A 16,035-nucleotide genomic window follows, 5' to 3' on the forward strand; every position below is an offset into this window, starting at 1 on the left:
GGCCAGACGGCCGTTATTCCCAGTTTTCCGGCGGTTCGGGCATGCCCAGGATGTGATAACCAGCGTCTACGTACACCACTTCGCCGGTCACGCCGCTGCTGAGATCGCTGCACAGCCACAGGGCGGTTTTGCCCACTTCGTCCTGGTCTATGTTACGCCGCAAGGGGGCGCGTTCTTCGACATAGCCGAGCATCTTGCGGAAACCGGCAATGCCGGCCGCCGCCAGCGTTTTGATGGGACCGGCGGAAATGGCGTTGACGCGAATCCCTTGTGGTCCCAGGTCGGCGGCCAGGTAGCGGGTGCTGGCTTCCAGGGCGGCTTTCGCCACGCCCATCACGTTGTAGTGGGGGATGACTTTCTCCGCGCCGTAATAGGTGAGGGTAAGAATAACGCCGCCATTGGGCATGAGGGGCACGGCTTCGCGGGCCAGGGCCACCAGGCTGTAGGCGCTGATGTCCAGGGCGATGCGAAAGCCTTCGCGGCTGGTGCTGACAAAGCGCCCTTCCAGGTCTTCTTTCAGGGCGTAACCAATGGCGTGGACGAGGATGTCGATCTGCCCAAAATGGGCGGCGGCTTTGGCGAAGACGGCCGTAATCTCCTCATCCGACGACACGTCACACATTTCCACAAAGGTGACGCCTAGCTCGTCGGCCAACGGCCGTACCCGTTTCTCCAATTGGGGAATGCCATAGCTAAAGCCAATTTCCGCGCCATGTTCGTGCAAAGCCTTGGCAATACCCCAGGCGATGGACCGCTGGTTGGCAATGCCAAAGATGAGCGCTTTTTTGCCTTCAAGTAGTTTCATGCAGGTTTCTCCAGGGACTGGGAGCTAGGATCCCGTTGGCAGGCGAGGCGGATTAGGGATTCGGGGGGTGAATTTTCCGAAGTCTCCCGAAAATTGCGGATTCCAATTGCCTGAGTCTCAGGCCCCAGCCTCAAGTAAAGGTTAATTCTTTTGGTTAACGAGACACAAATGGATTGTCTTTGAGCCAGTAGCGCCAGGGCATGGAGAACCAGGGTTCCGGCGTTTTGCCCAGGCCGATGCGCGGGCCGGCGGCGATCTGCCCAGACGGGACAGGGGGCGCGTCTTCTATCCAGATAACCCCTTGGGGCTGATAAAGGTTCGCGCCGTTTAGCGATTTGTCGATGCCCAGAGCCTGGGACAGGCGGGCTGGGCCATTGGTCCATTGGGCCTGGGCACGGCCGTTGCGGTTTTGCGCCAGCCATCACCTCCACCCCTTCTACCGGCTGCAACGCGCGAATAAGCACGGCGTTGGCCTGTCCTTCTTGTCCGGTAACGACGTTGAACATCCAGTGCATGCCATAGGTGAAGTAAACGTAAGCAAAACCAGCCGGGCCAAACATAACGGCCGTGCGCGGGGTAGGACGGCCGTTATTGGCCCGGTCGCCATGGCAGGCCAGGTCGGGCTGCTCACCGGCGCAGTACGCTTCCGTTTCCACGATACGGCCGCTGAGGCGACGGCCGTCGTCCAAGCGCACCAAGGGTTTACCCAACAAGCGCCACGGCCACTTCGCAGGCGCTTCGGGCAAAAAAAGGGTGATCTAATCGGATTCCCATAAAGGGTGCGCTGCGTGAGGCGTCCTGGCGGACCATCGGCAGACAGACAGTGAAAGTTGGCCCCTTGCTTGGCAACGCTGGTCACGTCGATACGGCCATTATAGCGCCTCACAATCTCCTGACAAATGGCCAAACCCAGGCCAGTGCCCGGAATAGCCTGGCTCACCACAACCTCGCCGCGAAAAAAACGGTCAAACAAAAAGGGGATGTCTTCTTCAGGAATGCCCAAGCCGGTATCTGAAACCTGAAACCAGATCAAACCGGGCAGCGCCGGAGAAGTCGGCGCCAGCTTTGAGCCAGATGTGGCCGCCCGCCGGCGTATAGGCAATCGCATTGCCCAATAGATTGGTCAGCAGTTGACCGAGATGCCTTTCTTCTACCTGAGCAAATGGCAGGTCCAAAGGCACATCCTTGTGCACAGCAATCTGGCGCATCTCCGCTTTGGCGGCGAAAATATCAAAATATTCCTGCACAAACGGGATCCAAATCAACGCCGGCGAAATTCCTGGGCGGCGTTTCTGTCTCCAGACGAGACAAATCCAGCAAATCCTGAATCAACTGCGTCAACCGATCCGTTTCGTGATACAACACCTTGTAGTACCGGTTGGCGTTTTCGCTGCGCCCCTTCTCCAACAGCTTGAGATAAGTTTTGATGTTGGTCAGCGGCGTCCTTAGTTCATGAGACACGTTGGTTACAAATTTTGTTTTTAGCCGGTCCAATTCTTTCAGGCGCGTTATATCTGCCTGGACACTAACAAAGCTAACAATTTCCCGCTGGAGATTCATCAGCGGTGAAATAGTCACAGATACGTCATAAAGCGAACCATCTTTACGGCGATTCACCAGTTCGCCAGACCATTGCTTGCCCTGCAAAATGGTCTCCACATATCTACATAGGTGGCTTGGGGAGTCAGCCCGCTTTCCAGCAGACGGGGTGTAGTCCCCAACATCTCTGCCCGCGAATAACCGCTTTGCACTTCGGCCGCCCGGTTGGCGTACACAATTCTGGCTTGCAGATCGGTGACAAGGATGCTCTCCCCGGCGCTCTCCAAGATCGTCTCGGTGCGTTCTTTTTCCGATTGCAATTCCACCGTGCGCAGCGTTACTTGCTGCGCCAACCTGTCGGATTGTTCTTGCAGCCGCTTATACAACCGGGTACGGACCATGGCCACGCCAACCAGCCCGGCGAGGGTTATGAGAAAGCGCATATCATCTTCGGTAAAGTCATTCACTCTGGCGCTTTCGGCCACGATAACCCCAACAACCTGCGCGTCTACCTTCAGTGGGACCATGATGGAGGAACGATATCGCTCGTGGAACTTCCAGTAGCGTGGTTCCTGCCGCACATCGGGAATAACAACAGCCGTGCCGGTTTGTACAACCAGCCCGGTGATGCTGTGTGCCAGCGGGATGGGTTTATGCAGCAGTTCTTCGCTTATGCCAAAATAAGATGGATGAGGCGAAGCTAGTTCAGCCGCCTCATCAACCAGAATAAATCCGAAGCTGTCGTGGTAAATGCGCGAGACCAACAGGTGCGTCGTCTGGGCGAACAGCTCGTCAATATCTACGGTGGCTGAGGTGGAAACGGTAACTTCATGTAAGATGGCTAATTCGTCTGCCTGTTGGCGAGCGTTTTCATACAGGCGGGCATTTTCAATGGCAATGGCGGCCTGATTGGCAAAAGCGGCGATGGTGGCGGTGGCTTGCTCATCAAAGGCGTTAGCTTGTTTGCTATCCACATTCAGGATGCCAATGCTGTGTCCTTTCACGCGCAGCAGCGCGCCGACCCAGGAGCGGGTGTAGTTTAGCTCCGGGGTGGTGACCCAGCGCGAATCCAGTTGTGTATCTGGTATCATCACCACATACTGCTCATCGGGGAATTTGCTCAGGCAATGTTCAGCAATGGAGTAGATGAATTCTCTGACAATGGTCTCGTTGGGAAAGCCAATGCCGGCGACCATGTATAGTTTGTCTTGTTCTTCGTCGAAAAGCTGGATGGAAACGCTGTCGTAATGGATGACCTGGGCGAGTAAATCAAATACTTTTTGGTACACGTCTTCCAGGCTGAGTTGGGTGGTTAGTAATGCGCCCACTTGTTGCAGCGTCCGGGCCAGGTAGAGCTGTTGTCGTTCTAACTTTAGCAGTTCGCTGCGTTCCAGGGCGGCGGCCATGAGGTTGGCGATGCCCTGGCACAAGGTGATTTCTTCGGGCGAGAAGATACGGGGGGTGGTGTGAACGTCTATATGTAAAACGCCAATTGGCTGTGAACGGACCAGGAGGGGCAAATAGAGGACGGCGCGCAACCCATCGTCCACGGCCTGGCGCATTTTGGGGGACGCGGCTTCTTGTCCGGTTAGATTGGCAATGGTGTACGGCCGTTTCTTTTCAATGACCCACCGCGACGCCTGCAACTCGGTCAGGTCTATCTGCTGACCGACCATTTCATAGAAACTGTGTGGCTGTGGGCAGTTTGTCTTTTGGGCGACGACGAGCAGCGCTTGCTGCGGTTTGTCTAGCAAGGTCAAGGAAATGGTGAGCGCGCCGCCCAAATGCCGCAGCAATGTGTCTAATGTTCGGTCCAGCGCTTCTTCCAGATCAAGCGAGTGGGTGAGATAACTGCTGACCTCGTTGAGAATCTCGGCTTCGCGGCGGCGTTGGGCTTCGGCGCGAAACAGGCGGGCGTTTTCATAGGCTGTGCCCATCGCCCGCCCGACGTAGGTGAGGGCCTGGATTTCGCCCGATGTCCACGGCCGTTCGCGTTCATAATCATCGAAGCCAATAAACCCCCACAGCTGATCGCCATTAAGAATGGGAATGGCGGCAATAGAGTGAATGCCCTGCGCGGCAAGGAAGGGGATTTCGGCCGCCGGAAATTGGGTAATGCTGCCATAGGCCGCCTGCCCGGTCTGAAAGAGGCGCGTCCAGCGGTCATAGCCCATGTCGCGGAAACTCAGGTGGCTCAGGTTGGGGTCATTTTGCAGCATATACTGCCGGTAAGCGGACCAACCCAGACGGTGTGAAGATAGGATACGGCCGTCTGCCTCTTCCAGGTTGTCATAAATGTAGGCGCGCCGCACCCCCACAGCCCGCGCCAGGTTAGCCAGCACGGCCGGAAGTCGGCCGTCCAGGTTCCGCACGTCGGACAGGTAATGACTGGTAAAAGCGATGGCGCGTAAAATTTCTTGTTGTCTATCCATGAAGAGAATGATGAACGATGAACCACACCTATGTTGTGATGACCGCTATACAGCAACCATGTTCAGTAGTCAACAACCAGTATTGGGGGTTGCCCAAACTTAACGGCCTCCCACTGAATACCGAATACTGAATACTGAATACTGAATACTGAATACTGTCACTAAATCATAATGGAAGGAGTAACAAATGCCAACTGAACGGCCGTTTTCTTTACCGCCGTCAAACAGTCCAGGCTACAATTTAGCTATGCCAATCAGGAGGTGGCTATGTTATTCGCCAATAAAATCCCCCTGGTCACAGGTTCCGGGCGCGGCGCTCACGTTGTCGTCAACTTTTTTCGCCATCGGGAACCGGCCAAGGAAACGGTCGCCGCCATTCGCGCCCTCGGCCGGCAGACCCTGGTAGTCAGGGCCAACGTCGGCGACCAGGAAGCATGGTCCGGTTGTACGGCGAAGTGGTTAGTTTTTGTGCAGCCCGGCCGCCCGCATGATCTGCCGCCAGACCATTGTCGTAGATGGCGGCTATTCCCTGTTGGTTCGCTAAATTTCAGGTAAAATGGGCAAAAACAGGTTTGTTGGTTGGTTAGTTGGATGGTAGTTGAGCAAACGATCCAACTGACCAACTTTTCCCAAGAGGTTAATCGTCACCCAAAAATGTCGTATGTCTACATCAAATAACCGTTCCCCCTCCCCACTGCTCCCGTTTTTCCTGTTATTGGTCTTATTGGTCCTGCTGATCTACCAATTCAGCGAGCGCTGGCTGCATTTGCTGCTGTTGTATCTGGCGAAGGCAGCCTGGGCGCGCCGGGTTGTAACCCAAATGAGTCTGGCGCGCAGTGTGGCCGGGCGCTTTGTCGCCGGCGAAAACATTGCGGCGGCAATGGAAGCGGCGCGAACATTGAACGACAAAGGGTTGAGCGTTACGCTGGACTTTCTGGGCGAAAGCGTCAACACGGCCGATGAAGCCCGCGCTGCCCGTGATGAGATAATGGCGATGCTAGACGCCATCGCCGCCAACGGCATTAACGGCAACGTCTCGGTAAAGCTGACGCAGCTTGGCCTGCGGGTAGACGAAGACCTGGCTTTGGATAACGTGCGCCGCCTGTTGGAACGGGCAGAAAGCCATAACAACAAAGTCCGCATAGACATGGAAGAAAGCGCGGTGACGGATGCGACGTTGGCGGTATACGGCCGTCTGCGCGACGAACTCGGCTTTGGGCAGCGGGTGGGCATTGTCATCCAGGCTTACCTGTATCGCAGCCAAGCCGATGTGGCCAGCCTGATTGACGCCGGGGCCTGGGTGCGCCTATGCAAAGGCGCTTATGCCGAACCATCTGACGTGGCCTTTGTAGACAAGGCCGACACTGACGCCAATTATGTCAAACTGATGGAGATGATGCTTAGTCCAGAGGCGCGGCAGCGCGGCGTCCACCTGGGCATTGCCACCCACGATGAAAAGATGATTCAGGCGGCGCTGGCCTACGCCCAGGCGCACAACATTGGTCCCCGCGAGTTTGAATTCCAGATGCTTTATGGCGTGCGCCGCGAGCTGCAAGAGAAGTTGGTGGCCGATGGGTACCAGGTTAGAGTCTATGTGCCTTATGGCACAGCCTGGTATCCTTACTTTATGCGCCGGCTGGCAGAACGGCCGGCAAATCTATGGTTTTTCGTAAGCAACTTTTTACGCCACTGAGCGCGCCAAAACAGGACAACGGAGACAACGCATGGATCGCATTGAAGAACTAACGCATATTCGGGGAGTATTTACCGCCAGACTGCACGCTTTTGCCGATGAACGCGGCCGTTTTACGGAGACGTTTCGCAAAGATTGGTTTCCGCAGCGCAATTGGGATATTTTGCAGATGAATCGTTCAGACTCAAAGGCCGGGGTGCTGCGCGGGCTGCATTATCATCACCACCAGGTTGATTATTGGTATGTGGCCAAAGGGATGGTGCGGGCCGGATTGGTGGATTTACGGCCGTCTTCGCCCACCTACCTGCATACCCAAACTATCGAAATGGGGGAACTCAATGAGATGGGCCTTTTTATCCCCATCGGCGTAGCCCACGGCTTTGTCGCCCTCAGCGACGCCACCCTGACCTACATTGTGGACAATTATTACGATAACGGCCGTGACGAAAACGGCGTAGCCTGGAACGACCCCGACCTGAACCTGGACTGGGGCATTACTAACCCCATACTCTCGCGGCGGGGTGCAACCAACGCCTCCTGCGCGATATTCCCACGAGAACCGGCCAGGTGAGACGGCCACCCTCCTCCCCCAACAGCCAATCCCCTGTGGCAACCCGAAAACAACCACCACCCCGCTAAACCCGCCTCCCGTAAACAAACCAGTTTACTTAGCGCTTTGTTGGTTGGTATAACCAGTTTATTCGTCTACGCCTTTTGGCGCGTACAGCGTTATGCCCGCCGCCTGTTACGCCAGCCCCTCTTGCAAACCCCCTACCTGCTCATCAACGTCATCACCGACCAGGAAATAGAGACACACGGTTACGAAATCGCCGTCAACAACCTGCGCGGTGGCATCGAAACCCGCCACCTGGCCAACGGCGAACAAAAGCTGGTCCTGTGCGCCGGTCGGCGCAACTTCCGCGAACCGTGGGCGCGCGATTTTGGCTTTGCCAGCTATGGCCTGCTGTCCATTGCCGAATATCAGGTCGTCCGGGAATGTCTGGAACTGTTTTTGCACTTTCAACAGGCATCCGGCCAATTCCCGGTAAAAATCCACTCCACCAGCGTCGTAGACCGCTACATTCACTCACTCTTCCAACGCGAGCAGCCCATCTACAAACCCTTGCGCCCCAAATACGTCACCTCCCACAACACCATCTCCCTGGACGGCAACTGCCTGCTGGTCATTGCCGTTTTGCGCTATGCCCGCCAAACTGGCGACGCGGCATTTGTGCAAACACATTGGAACGCTTTGCGTCGGGCACTCACCTGGCTGGATGCGCACGTGGACCCCAAAGATGGGCTTTTACAGCAGGCAGCTTTTACCGATTGGGCCGACAGCGTCGGGCGCACCGGTCGCGTGTTGTACACCAACGTACTCTACTGGAAAGCCCTCCAAGAAATGTCCGCCTTCGCCGAACAGCACAACTTTCCCGAAGAGATGAAATGTTGTACAGACCGCGCCCAGAAGGTGTACCAGGCCATTCAAAGCCAGTTTTGGCGCGCCGACCTGGGCTATTTTGTCACCAGCGAGCAATACGACATGCTCAGCAGCAGCGGCAACTTGGCGATCGATTGTCTGGGACCTGGCCACGCCGGCACAGGCGCACAGCATCCTGGACAAAATGAACGAATTCGGCATGGCCGATCCGGCGCCCACCAAAGTCACTCACCAGGAATACCCGGAAAAGCTCATCGCCTTTGAAAATCGCCTCGCCGGCATCCCGGAGTACCACACTCACGCCGCCTGGCTGTGGCTGGGGGCCTGGCACGTCGTTGCTCTGGCCCGCATGGGGCGGCAGGCGGAAGCCGAAACCCTTCTGCAGCGCATAGCCCGCCTGATCGTCCGCGATGGCGTGGTGCATGAAGTATACGGCCGTGACGGACAATATCTCTCCACCTTCTGGTATACCTCCGAAGCCCCCCTCACCTGGAACGCCGGTATGCTGGTATTTGCTTATCACGAGTTAGAAAGTTTTCGCCACGAGGAATCGAATGCGTAAAGAAAAATTACATATCGCCCATTTTACCAACACCTATTTTCCGGTCATGAGCGGTGTGGTGCGCTCCATCAGTACATTCCGGCAGGCGCAGGAACAACTGGGGCACACGGTTTTTGTGTTTGGGCAAGATACGCCTGGTCACCTGGACGATGAGCCATTTGTTTTCCGGTATCCGGCGCTGAATATCCCCATTCGCAATTACCCGGCGACCATTCCCGTTTCTCCGTACATCGATTGGGTTCTGCCCATCCTGAAATTAGACATCATCCACGCCCACCACCCCTGCCTATGGGCACCGCCGCCAGTGACAAAGCCGAAAAGTTGGGCATTCCGCTGGTGTTTACCCACCACACGCTACCAGGAATACGCCCAATCCATGGGCCTGCCAGAGGAAATGGTGCGGGAGTTGATTGAGCGCCAGCTGGCCGACTATATGCAAAAGTGCCAGCATATTATTGCCCCAGCCCGAGCATCAAACAGATGCTGGAAGAAACCTATGGCATTGAGGAAAGGGTCACGGTTATTCCACGGGCATTGACCTGCGCCCTTACCAGGAGGCAACGGCCGTCCTATCCGGCAAAACTGGGTTGGCGCGACGAACAGATCGTGGTCATCCTTTCCATCGGCCGGTTGGCTCAGAAAAAACTTTGCCACCCTCATCGAAGCCCTGGCCATTGCCATGGGCAGACACCCCAACGTGCGTCTGGCCCTCATCGGCGACGGACCAGACCAATCTGCTCTGGAGAAACTGGCCCGCAAACTGAACATAGCCGACCGGGTGGACTTCATCGGGCGAGTGGCCTTTGAGGAAGTGCCCAACTATCTGAAAGCGGCCGATTTATTCTCTTTTGCCTCCATCACCGAAACACAAGGGTTGGTAACGATGGAAGCGATGGCCGCCAATCTGCCGGTCGTCGCCGTAGACGCCAGCGGCACGTCCGATATTGTGGAGCACGAAAAGACGGGCTGCTGACGCCGAACAACAGCCAGGCCCTGGCCGACCGGCTGGACCGCCTCCTGCAAGATGAAGCGCTGGCCGACCGCCTGCGCGCCGGGGCCATAGCAAAGCCAATACCTTTGACACCCTGGCCGTCACCAAGAAGATGATTGAGGTTTACCGGCAGGCGATAGAGGATAAAAAAGCGGGTGTTTTTGTGAATCCCGATGAGCGCAAACCGATTTTCACCGTTGCCTGGAATATGCTGGTGGACCAGGCAGAGAAATGGTCGAACCGTCTGAGTACCGGTACAGGACCACTGACGCGGATGGGATAGAACGAGGCACTGCCACGAAGCATCGCCCAATAGTGGGGCTAATCAGCGCCCACAGGGGGGCCAAAGATGAGCAGACCAACCAGCACAGCGCCAGCCGCGCCAACCAGTACGGCGCGGCGGCCACGTCTTTGGCAACCTTTGCTAATGGATGATATTCGGGCGAGGCCAGGTCTACCAGGGCTTCCAGGGCAGTATTCATAAATTCGGCCATCCAGACGGCCATTACCGTCAGGATGATAATGGCCCACTCTTGCCGGGAAATTTGCAGCCAAAGGCTCAGGGCAAACACAGCCACGCTGACGACGGCATGGATCCAGGCGTTGTGCTGGGTGCGGAGGACGTGCCACCATCCGGCGAAGGCATAATGAAAACTCCGGACCCGGCTGTATAGTTCATTTTGGCTCAGGTCTGCCATCTAGGTTAAGCCTCGGTGGGGTGACGTGTTGCAGGTTGAGGTAGGCAAGCACGGCCGTTTGTGCCCCCCACATCGCTTCTTTTTCTTCCGCGTCGTCATGGTCGTAGCCCAGCAGATGCAGCAGGCCATGAACCGCCAAGAGCTGCAACTCCCCGGCCAGATCGTGGCCGGCCTGGGCCGCCTGCCGGGTGGCATAGGGCACAGAAATGGCGATGTCGCCCAGGTAGGGATCGGCCTCTTCCATGCCTGGCAAAGCGTCGCCGGCCGGGAAACTTAGCACATCGGTGGGTTTGTCTACGCCGCGAAAATCCCGGTTCATCTGTTGGATTTGCGCGTCGTCGGTTAACAGAATAGACAATTCCAGCGGTGGGGAGAGCTGCTCGTGGGCCAGGGTGGTCAGAACGGCCGTTTCCAACATCGCCACCACCCCATCCGGCGCATCCCCCGGCGCCACCTCCACCAACACATCAATCACAAAAGACGCCATACCCATCCTCCTGACTATTCCTGTCTACGAACCAAATCGCCGCTCTTGTGCGGCAGCGGCAGCGCCCCGGTAAGCTGTGGCTCCGCAAGCTGCGCCGGTTTATCGGCCGCAACATCCTCTTCCATCTCTTCGTTGCCCGGATACCGCACCCGCAGATGAAAACGCCCCTTTAAGGTTTCAATGAACGACTCGCGGATCATCTGAATATCCCCCAGGGTCAGGCCGGAGTTATTCAACTGGCCCTCGCGCAAATCTTCCTGGATGATGCTGGTGACGATCTTCTCAATGGCCTTCTCCGTGTTGGGTCGCAAAGCGCTAGATATGGCCTCAATGGCATCGGCCAACATCACAATGCCCGATTCCCTGGACTGCGGGCGCGGCCCCGGATAGCGAAACCGGGCTTCTTCTACCCCATTGACATCGCCGCCAGCCTGTTCCAGCGCCTTCAGATAAAAGCCTTTCACCAGACGACGGCCATGATGCTCGGCAATAAAATCGCGGATGCGATCTGGCAGTTTGTAACGGCGGGCCAGCTCCAGGCCATCAGTCACATGGCTGGCGATAATTTCCGCGCTCGTGTAAGGGTCCAGGCTGTCATGGGGGTTGTGGCCCTCCTGATTTTCGGTGAAATAAAAGGGATTATTCATCTTGCCGATGTCGTGATAAAAGGCGCCCACCCGCACCAACGTACTCTGCGCCTTCACCCGGTCGGCCGCTTGTTCGGCCAGGTTGGCGACCATGATGCTGTGGTGGTATGTTCCCGGCGCCCGGCGCAGAAGCTCTTGCAGCAGGGGGTGGTCCAGGCGCGATAGATCCTGCAATTGCAGGGTGGTTGTCACCCTGAACAAACTACCCAGAAAATAAAAGCCGACGAGTGTCAGCGCGGCCGACAAAACCCCATTCGCCAGACCGTATAACAATAACTGCAACAGCTCAAAAGCGGCTAAATCCTGGTTCAGGCGAAATATAACGATCACCGTGATGTAGCCGACAGACGCCATGACGCCTGCCCGAAAAAAAGTATTGATGCGCTGAGCGTCGCGCAGGGTCAGCGCCGCCAACATCCCACCGGCAGCGTAATAAATGGTCAGCTCCAGGGAATTGGTCACACTGACGCCAATCAGTCCAGCCATTACGGTTGTTACCACCAGCGCCAGATACGTATCAAAGATCACCGTCAACAGCATGGCCATGGCCGCCAGCGGATACCAGTACATGATATAAATCGGTCCAGCCGGCAGCACTTTGGCGATGAGGGCAAACAGCCAGAGCAGGCTGCCAGAGCCATCAGATAGCGCAGATTCTGCCGGATCAGCGGCTCAAATTGCTGCCAAAACAGCGAGATTAACACCATCGCCAATAATGATGCCAGAAAAATGCTGATGATCGAGCGCCAATCGGTTTGCGCCTGAAGCAAACCCAGTTCCGTCAGTAACTCCACATCTGCCCGATCAACAATTTCGCCAGCCTGAAGGACCACCTGCCCCTTATACACCGTGCGGACAATCGGTTCAACGTTGGTCATCGCTTCGTTGCGACGCACTTGTGTGGCTGATTCGTCCAAAAAGACGTTGGGCACAATAAAAGAGGGGGCCAGACTGGTGACGACGTTTTCTTGGGCGCGAGACAAATTGAGACTGGCTTGCAGACGAGCGGCGCGTTGGGCATCGCGCAGTTGGCTCTCGCGGATTTCTTGCCGCATCACTGTGTCTATGATGTTCAGCACTTCTTGTTGGGCAACGGCGTATTCGGCGTCGTTCAACGCCAACAGGTCGGCGGCAACCTGGGCGTCTATGACAACGGTTTCAATGGCCTGCAAGTATTGGGTCTTGCGGGCCGGGTTGGCCTGATTGTCGGCGCGAATTGCGTCTATGAAACCAAAGGTTTGCCGCACCAGGTTGAGTTGAGTGCGCCCAATGTTTAGGTCCAGGGAGGTATATTGATCGGGCACGGCTCTGGCGGCGTCCTGGCGCGCCTGTTCTGTGAGAACACCGCTGGGAAAGGTATGGGTGAAAGGGGCGATTATTTCGGCTGTGGTCGGCTCGCCGAGGGTCACCGTTACTTTGGAAGTTTGGAACAGGTTGGCGGAAAGGATCAGTGTCAGGAGCAGGGCAACAACCAACACATATACCCAGAGGATGGATCTCCGAAAGGCTTGCTGCCCGCGCTGCCAAAAATCTACGGTTGATTGCATGGGGTTGATGATTGTATGGCCTAAGCCGCAAGCAGCTCACGGACGACTTCATTGACGATACGGCCGTCTGCCTGGCCTTTTAGTTGTGGCATCAATTTGCCCATTACCTGGCCCATGCCTTTGGCATCGGTCACGCCCAGGTCGGCAATAACCTGGGCGGCAATGGCCCTGACCGCTGCCCGATCCATCATTTGTGGCAGGTAGGCTTCGATGATGCGCAGTTCCGCTAGTTCTTGAGCCGCCTGTTCCGTCCGCCCCGCCAGTTCATAATCGGCGATGCTCTCGCGGCGTTGTTTGGCCTGCCTGGTCAGCACACTGATCACACCGGCGTCATCCAGAGTGGTTTGCTCATCTACTTCTATCTGTTTGATGGCCGCCAGCAGCATCCGCAGCACATCGCGGGTTTCGGTATCGGCCTGTTTCATGGCCGCAGCCATGTCTGTACGGAGTTTATCTTTTAATGTCATACGTCTTCCTCCAAAAAAGATTGTAACATTGGCAATGAGTTAGTGGCAAGATACGAGACCAGGAGACAAGGAGACCGGGAGACAAGGTGTAGGAATCAACCACTTTTGGGAAGACCATGAGAGGTTTACTGGTATCCAGTGTTCAGTGCGTGTCTTCCAGAGGTAACACCGACTGAAAACTGGTCACTGATTACTGATTACTGATTACGGCCGTTATTGGGCAAATTCCAAAATGGTGTAGAGGCTCAGGTTGCCTTCACGGCCGTCTGCCCGAAACTGCCCGACTACTTGCAAACCGGCGGTGGCGGCCAGGTTGGCTATCTCTTGTTCGTCAATCAGCCGGACGTAGCGCAGGCCAAAATCTTCGCGCTGCCAGGTGAGCAGATAGTCGTTGGGGTCTACGTCTTGCTCGTGCAGGCCCACCGTCGCCCAATCTACAATTTTGCGCTGCTGCCGTTCATTGCCGACAAACTGCCAGGTGGAAATGAAGATACGGCCGTCTGGCGTCAGCGCCCGCGCCATTTCTTGCATCAGGGTCTGCCGGTGTTGTAAACCGGGAATGTGCTGGAGAACCGCCAGGCAGGCGATGGCTTCATACTGCCCCAGGCCATACAAGGACTCTGGCTGGCTGAGGTCGCGCTGGTGGAAATCGCCCATGGTGGCCGCTTCCGCTTTGGCCAGCAGTTCGGCGCTAAAATCTACGCCAGTGTACCATTTAACAGCCCGCCGCGCCTGGAGAAACCGACCCAAACGGCCGTCGCCGCAGCCCACATCCAACAAATAATCACATGGTTGGGGCAGTTCCAACAGCAGTTGGAAGAACCCAGGCTGCGGCTTGACCCGGCTTTCGGCAAAAGGTTCGGCCAATTCATTGTAAAAATTTTGGTTTAAGGCCAGTAGTTTGCGAACAACGTCTTCGTGCATAGGTTACTTCAGGATATTTTGGCTTTGCGTATGCGTTTTGTATTGGTGACGTACCAAAGACGGCCGTCGGCTGTTTGTACCCATAATCCTGGATGCTGCGGCTGCCGCACAACGGCCGTTTGCCAGACGCCATTACCAAAGGTTATTTCTACCAGATCGCCGACCTGATACTGCTCCATCAATCGCTGCGTCATACAATCATCGGGGCGGCGCATCCAGAGTAACGGCCGTAACCGAAGTCGGAATACAGAATACGGTATACGGACTTTGGTTTACAGGTACTAGAAGCCAAAACGGCGTAAGGTCTGATCCACCGAATGAACATAACTCCCACCAAACAAACACACGTGAACCAACAGGGGATACAGGTTATAAATGTCGCGGCGCTCGGTGAAAAAGCCGGCGGCAATTGGGCGAATTTCCTGGTAGCGGGCAAAAAACGGCCGTGAAAATGTGCCAAACAACGTCGTAAAAGCCAGCTCGATTTCCGGGTCGGCATAGTAGATGGCCGGGTCTACAAAACCACTAATCCGGTCGCCCACCGCCAGGACATTGGTGGTCCAGACATCGCCATGAATCAGCGACGGCCGTTCCGGCTCCCCCAGCCACCGCTCCAACTGCTCACAAAAATCGGCCAGCCGCTGAAACAGCGCCGCCGGCAGCCGCCCAGCGCCAACACCTGCCACGCCCATATACAGCAAACGCTGCTCACGGAAAAAATCCACCCAGGACGTCGTCCACGGGTTCGGCTGATGCAGGCCGCCAATTAACGTCGGCCGGGCGAAGCCATAAGCCGGCGCCGTCACCTGATGCAGCGCGGCCAACAATTCAGCCGCGTGTTCTTGCGCCCGCGCCGAAAAATGGCTGTCTCCCAGCAAAAACTCCATGATCAGCAGCCCATTTTCCTGGTGTAAAACAGCCGGAACCGGCAAAGCAGTGTGGGCCGCCAGATAACGCAGCATCTCCCCTTCTACGGCCAATTGGGAATCAGGCCGGGCGTCTACCTTGGCCACCACCTGCCGCCCATCGGCCAGACTCAGGCGATACACTTCGCCGATGCAGCCACCACTTAACGGCGCGGCATCGCTCACCGCCACAGCCAGAGCCGCTTCTATCTGCTGCCGATTCATGGCGCGGGCCGCACCACCACGTTGTCGAAGGCCACTTGCAGGCCAGGCTGCCCAAATGTACCGGCGTTGAGGGCGATGGCTCCGGTGGGGAAGATCACGTCGTCAATCTGCTGCAAGAGGATGTCGTTGGCGTAAAACGAAATTCTGGACCCCTGCGCCACCAGTTTAAGACGATTGACTCCGTTCAAACCCTGGTTGATGGCTTCGGAAGCCGTCCAATCTTGTTTGAATTGGGTCCAGGTTCCGTCGCCATTGCGGCGCATGATCATGAACAGGCCGCTGCCGGTGATGTCGAAGCGGTAGAATTGGTCGTTGTTTTGCATTCGCGCCAGCAGGCCAAAGCTGCTTTCCGGGCTGCCGGCAAGCTGGCGGGTATCTACTTCCAGGCTGAAATCGGTGAAAGACTGGTCTTGTAGGGTGGAAAATTGGAGGGTGTTGGGTTGGTTGATGGTGATGACGAGTTGTTGGTTGATGACGGCCGTTTGCCCCACATCATCCCCTTCTAACAACCAGGGGCCAGGCACGTCTGGACCAAAAGTATCCCAAAACAGGGCGTCGCCGCCACCTGGAATCGATCTGCTAGAAGCTGCATCACCGCCACAAGCCACCAGCGCCACTAAAAACAGAAGCACCCACCACCCGCTAACCAGACGTTTTGTAGCCATAACTTCA

General features: G+C 56.4%; 22 protein-coding genes and 1 pseudogene. 8 read left to right on the plus strand and 15 right to left on the minus strand.

Annotation, left to right across the window (positions count from 1 at the left end; genetic code table 11):
• Positions 1–13: 13 nt before the first annotated feature.
• From IPM39_00840 to IPM39_00865, 6 genes are all read right to left on the minus strand, one after another.
• Entirely contained in the window at positions 14–805 is a 792-nt protein-coding gene (locus tag IPM39_00840; protein ID MBK8984622.1) for an enoyl-ACP reductase, read from the minus strand.
• A 154-nt stretch (positions 806–959) separates the two neighbouring features.
• Positions 960–1,223, minus strand: coding sequence for a DNA-3-methyladenine glycosylase (locus IPM39_00845; GenBank protein MBK8984623.1), 264 nt, complete (start codon positions 1,221–1,223; stop codon positions 960–962).
• An 18-nt stretch (positions 1,224–1,241) separates the two neighbouring features.
• Positions 1,242–1,808, minus strand: coding sequence for a sensor histidine kinase (locus IPM39_00850; GenBank protein MBK8984624.1), 567 nt, complete (start codon positions 1,806–1,808; stop codon positions 1,242–1,244).
• A complete protein-coding gene (locus tag IPM39_00855; GenBank protein MBK8984625.1) occupies positions 1,795–2,052 on the minus strand; it encodes a hypothetical protein in 258 nt (85 codons plus the stop codon). The genes IPM39_00850 and IPM39_00855 overlap by 14 nt, the downstream gene beginning before the upstream one ends.
• Entirely contained in the window at positions 2,036–2,452 is a 417-nt protein-coding gene (locus IPM39_00860; protein ID MBK8984626.1) for a PAS domain-containing protein, read from the minus strand. Before IPM39_00860 ends, IPM39_00855 begins: the two co-directional genes overlap by 17 nt.
• Entirely contained in the window at positions 2,419–4,776 is a 2,358-nt protein-coding gene (locus tag IPM39_00865; GenBank protein ID MBK8984627.1) for a GAF domain-containing protein, read from the minus strand. The genes IPM39_00860 and IPM39_00865 overlap by 34 nt, the downstream gene beginning before the upstream one ends.
• Before the next feature lie 267 nt (positions 4,777–5,043).
• Between IPM39_00865 and IPM39_00870 the strand changes: the two genes are divergently transcribed.
• From IPM39_00870 to IPM39_00905, 8 genes are all read left to right on the plus strand, one after another.
• On the plus strand, positions 5,044–5,331 hold the full coding sequence (locus IPM39_00870) for a hypothetical protein (protein MBK8984628.1): 288 nt from the start codon (positions 5,044–5,046) through the stop codon (positions 5,329–5,331).
• A 265-nt stretch (positions 5,332–5,596) separates the two neighbouring features.
• Entirely contained in the window at positions 5,597–6,469 is an 873-nt protein-coding gene (locus IPM39_00875) for a proline dehydrogenase family protein (protein ID MBK8984629.1), read from the plus strand.
• A 31-nt stretch (positions 6,470–6,500) separates the two neighbouring features.
• Positions 6,501–7,040: a dTDP-4-dehydrorhamnose 3,5-epimerase family protein gene (locus IPM39_00880; protein ID MBK8984630.1), complete on the plus strand. Its 540-nt coding sequence runs from the start codon at positions 6,501–6,503 to the stop codon at positions 7,038–7,040.
• Between the two features lie 108 nt (positions 7,041–7,148).
• Positions 7,149–8,174: a hypothetical protein gene (locus IPM39_00885; protein ID MBK8984631.1), complete on the plus strand. Its 1,026-nt coding sequence runs from the start codon at positions 7,149–7,151 to the stop codon at positions 8,172–8,174.
• Positions 8,095–8,472 carry a hypothetical protein gene (locus tag IPM39_00890; GenBank protein MBK8984632.1) on the plus strand — a complete coding sequence of 126 codons (378 nt, stop codon included), beginning with the start codon at positions 8,095–8,097 and terminating at the stop codon, positions 8,470–8,472. The genes IPM39_00885 and IPM39_00890 overlap by 80 nt, the downstream gene beginning before the upstream one ends.
• On the plus strand, positions 8,465–9,010 hold the full coding sequence (locus IPM39_00895; GenBank protein MBK8984633.1) for a glycosyltransferase: 546 nt from the start codon (positions 8,465–8,467) through the stop codon (positions 9,008–9,010). The genes IPM39_00890 and IPM39_00895 overlap by 8 nt, the downstream gene beginning before the upstream one ends.
• Before the next feature lie 141 nt (positions 9,011–9,151).
• Positions 9,152–9,445 carry a glycosyltransferase gene (locus IPM39_00900; GenBank protein MBK8984634.1) on the plus strand — a complete coding sequence of 98 codons (294 nt, stop codon included), beginning with the start codon at positions 9,152–9,154 and terminating at the stop codon, positions 9,443–9,445.
• Positions 9,446–9,575: 130 nt separating this feature from the next.
• Positions 9,576–9,746 (plus strand): hypothetical protein, encoded by a 171-nt coding sequence (locus IPM39_00905; GenBank protein ID MBK8984635.1) that lies wholly within the window; start codon positions 9,576–9,578, stop codon positions 9,744–9,746.
• Positions 9,747–9,784: 38 nt separating this feature from the next.
• On the opposite strand, the pseudogene IPM39_00910 reads toward IPM39_00905, so the two are convergent.
• The 9 genes and pseudogenes from IPM39_00910 to IPM39_00950 form a co-directional block, all read right to left on the minus strand.
• A pseudogene (locus tag IPM39_00910) lies at positions 9,785–10,161 on the minus strand (diacylglycerol kinase family protein).
• Positions 10,139–10,648: an rRNA maturation RNase YbeY gene (gene ybeY / locus IPM39_00915; protein ID MBK8984636.1), complete on the minus strand. Its 510-nt coding sequence runs from the start codon at positions 10,646–10,648 to the stop codon at positions 10,139–10,141. Before ybeY ends, IPM39_00910 begins: the two are co-directional and overlap by 23 nt.
• Before the next feature lie 14 nt (positions 10,649–10,662).
• Positions 10,663–11,892 carry an HDIG domain-containing protein gene (locus IPM39_00920; protein MBK8984637.1) on the minus strand — a complete coding sequence of 410 codons (1,230 nt, stop codon included), beginning with the start codon at positions 11,890–11,892 and terminating at the stop codon, positions 10,663–10,665.
• Positions 11,826–12,842, minus strand: a complete 1,017-nt coding sequence (locus IPM39_00925; GenBank protein ID MBK8984638.1) for a hypothetical protein — start codon at positions 12,840–12,842, stop codon at positions 11,826–11,828. The genes IPM39_00920 and IPM39_00925 overlap by 67 nt, the downstream gene beginning before the upstream one ends.
• A 20-nt stretch (positions 12,843–12,862) precedes the next feature.
• Positions 12,863–13,309, minus strand: a complete 447-nt coding sequence (locus IPM39_00930) for a GatB/YqeY domain-containing protein (GenBank protein ID MBK8984639.1) — start codon at positions 13,307–13,309, stop codon at positions 12,863–12,865.
• Between the two features lie 213 nt (positions 13,310–13,522).
• Complete coding sequence (locus IPM39_00935) at positions 13,523–14,233, minus strand: class I SAM-dependent methyltransferase (GenBank protein MBK8984640.1); 711 nt, start codon at positions 14,231–14,233, stop codon at positions 13,523–13,525.
• Between the two features lie 8 nt (positions 14,234–14,241).
• Complete coding sequence (locus IPM39_00940) at positions 14,242–14,427, minus strand: hypothetical protein (GenBank protein ID MBK8984641.1); 186 nt, start codon at positions 14,425–14,427, stop codon at positions 14,242–14,244.
• A gap of 87 nt (positions 14,428–14,514) precedes the next feature.
• Positions 14,515–15,363 (minus strand): fructosamine kinase family protein, encoded by an 849-nt coding sequence (locus IPM39_00945; protein ID MBK8984642.1) that lies wholly within the window; start codon positions 15,361–15,363, stop codon positions 14,515–14,517.
• Positions 15,360–16,028 carry a hypothetical protein gene (locus tag IPM39_00950; protein MBK8984643.1) on the minus strand — a complete coding sequence of 223 codons (669 nt, stop codon included), beginning with the start codon at positions 16,026–16,028 and terminating at the stop codon, positions 15,360–15,362. Before IPM39_00950 ends, IPM39_00945 begins: the two co-directional genes overlap by 4 nt.
• Positions 16,029–16,035: the final 7 nt, after the last annotated feature.

The sequence above is a fragment of the Candidatus Leptovillus gracilis genome (assembly GCA_016716065.1).
GTDB lineage: Bacteria > Chloroflexota > Anaerolineae > Promineifilales > Promineifilaceae > Leptovillus > Leptovillus gracilis.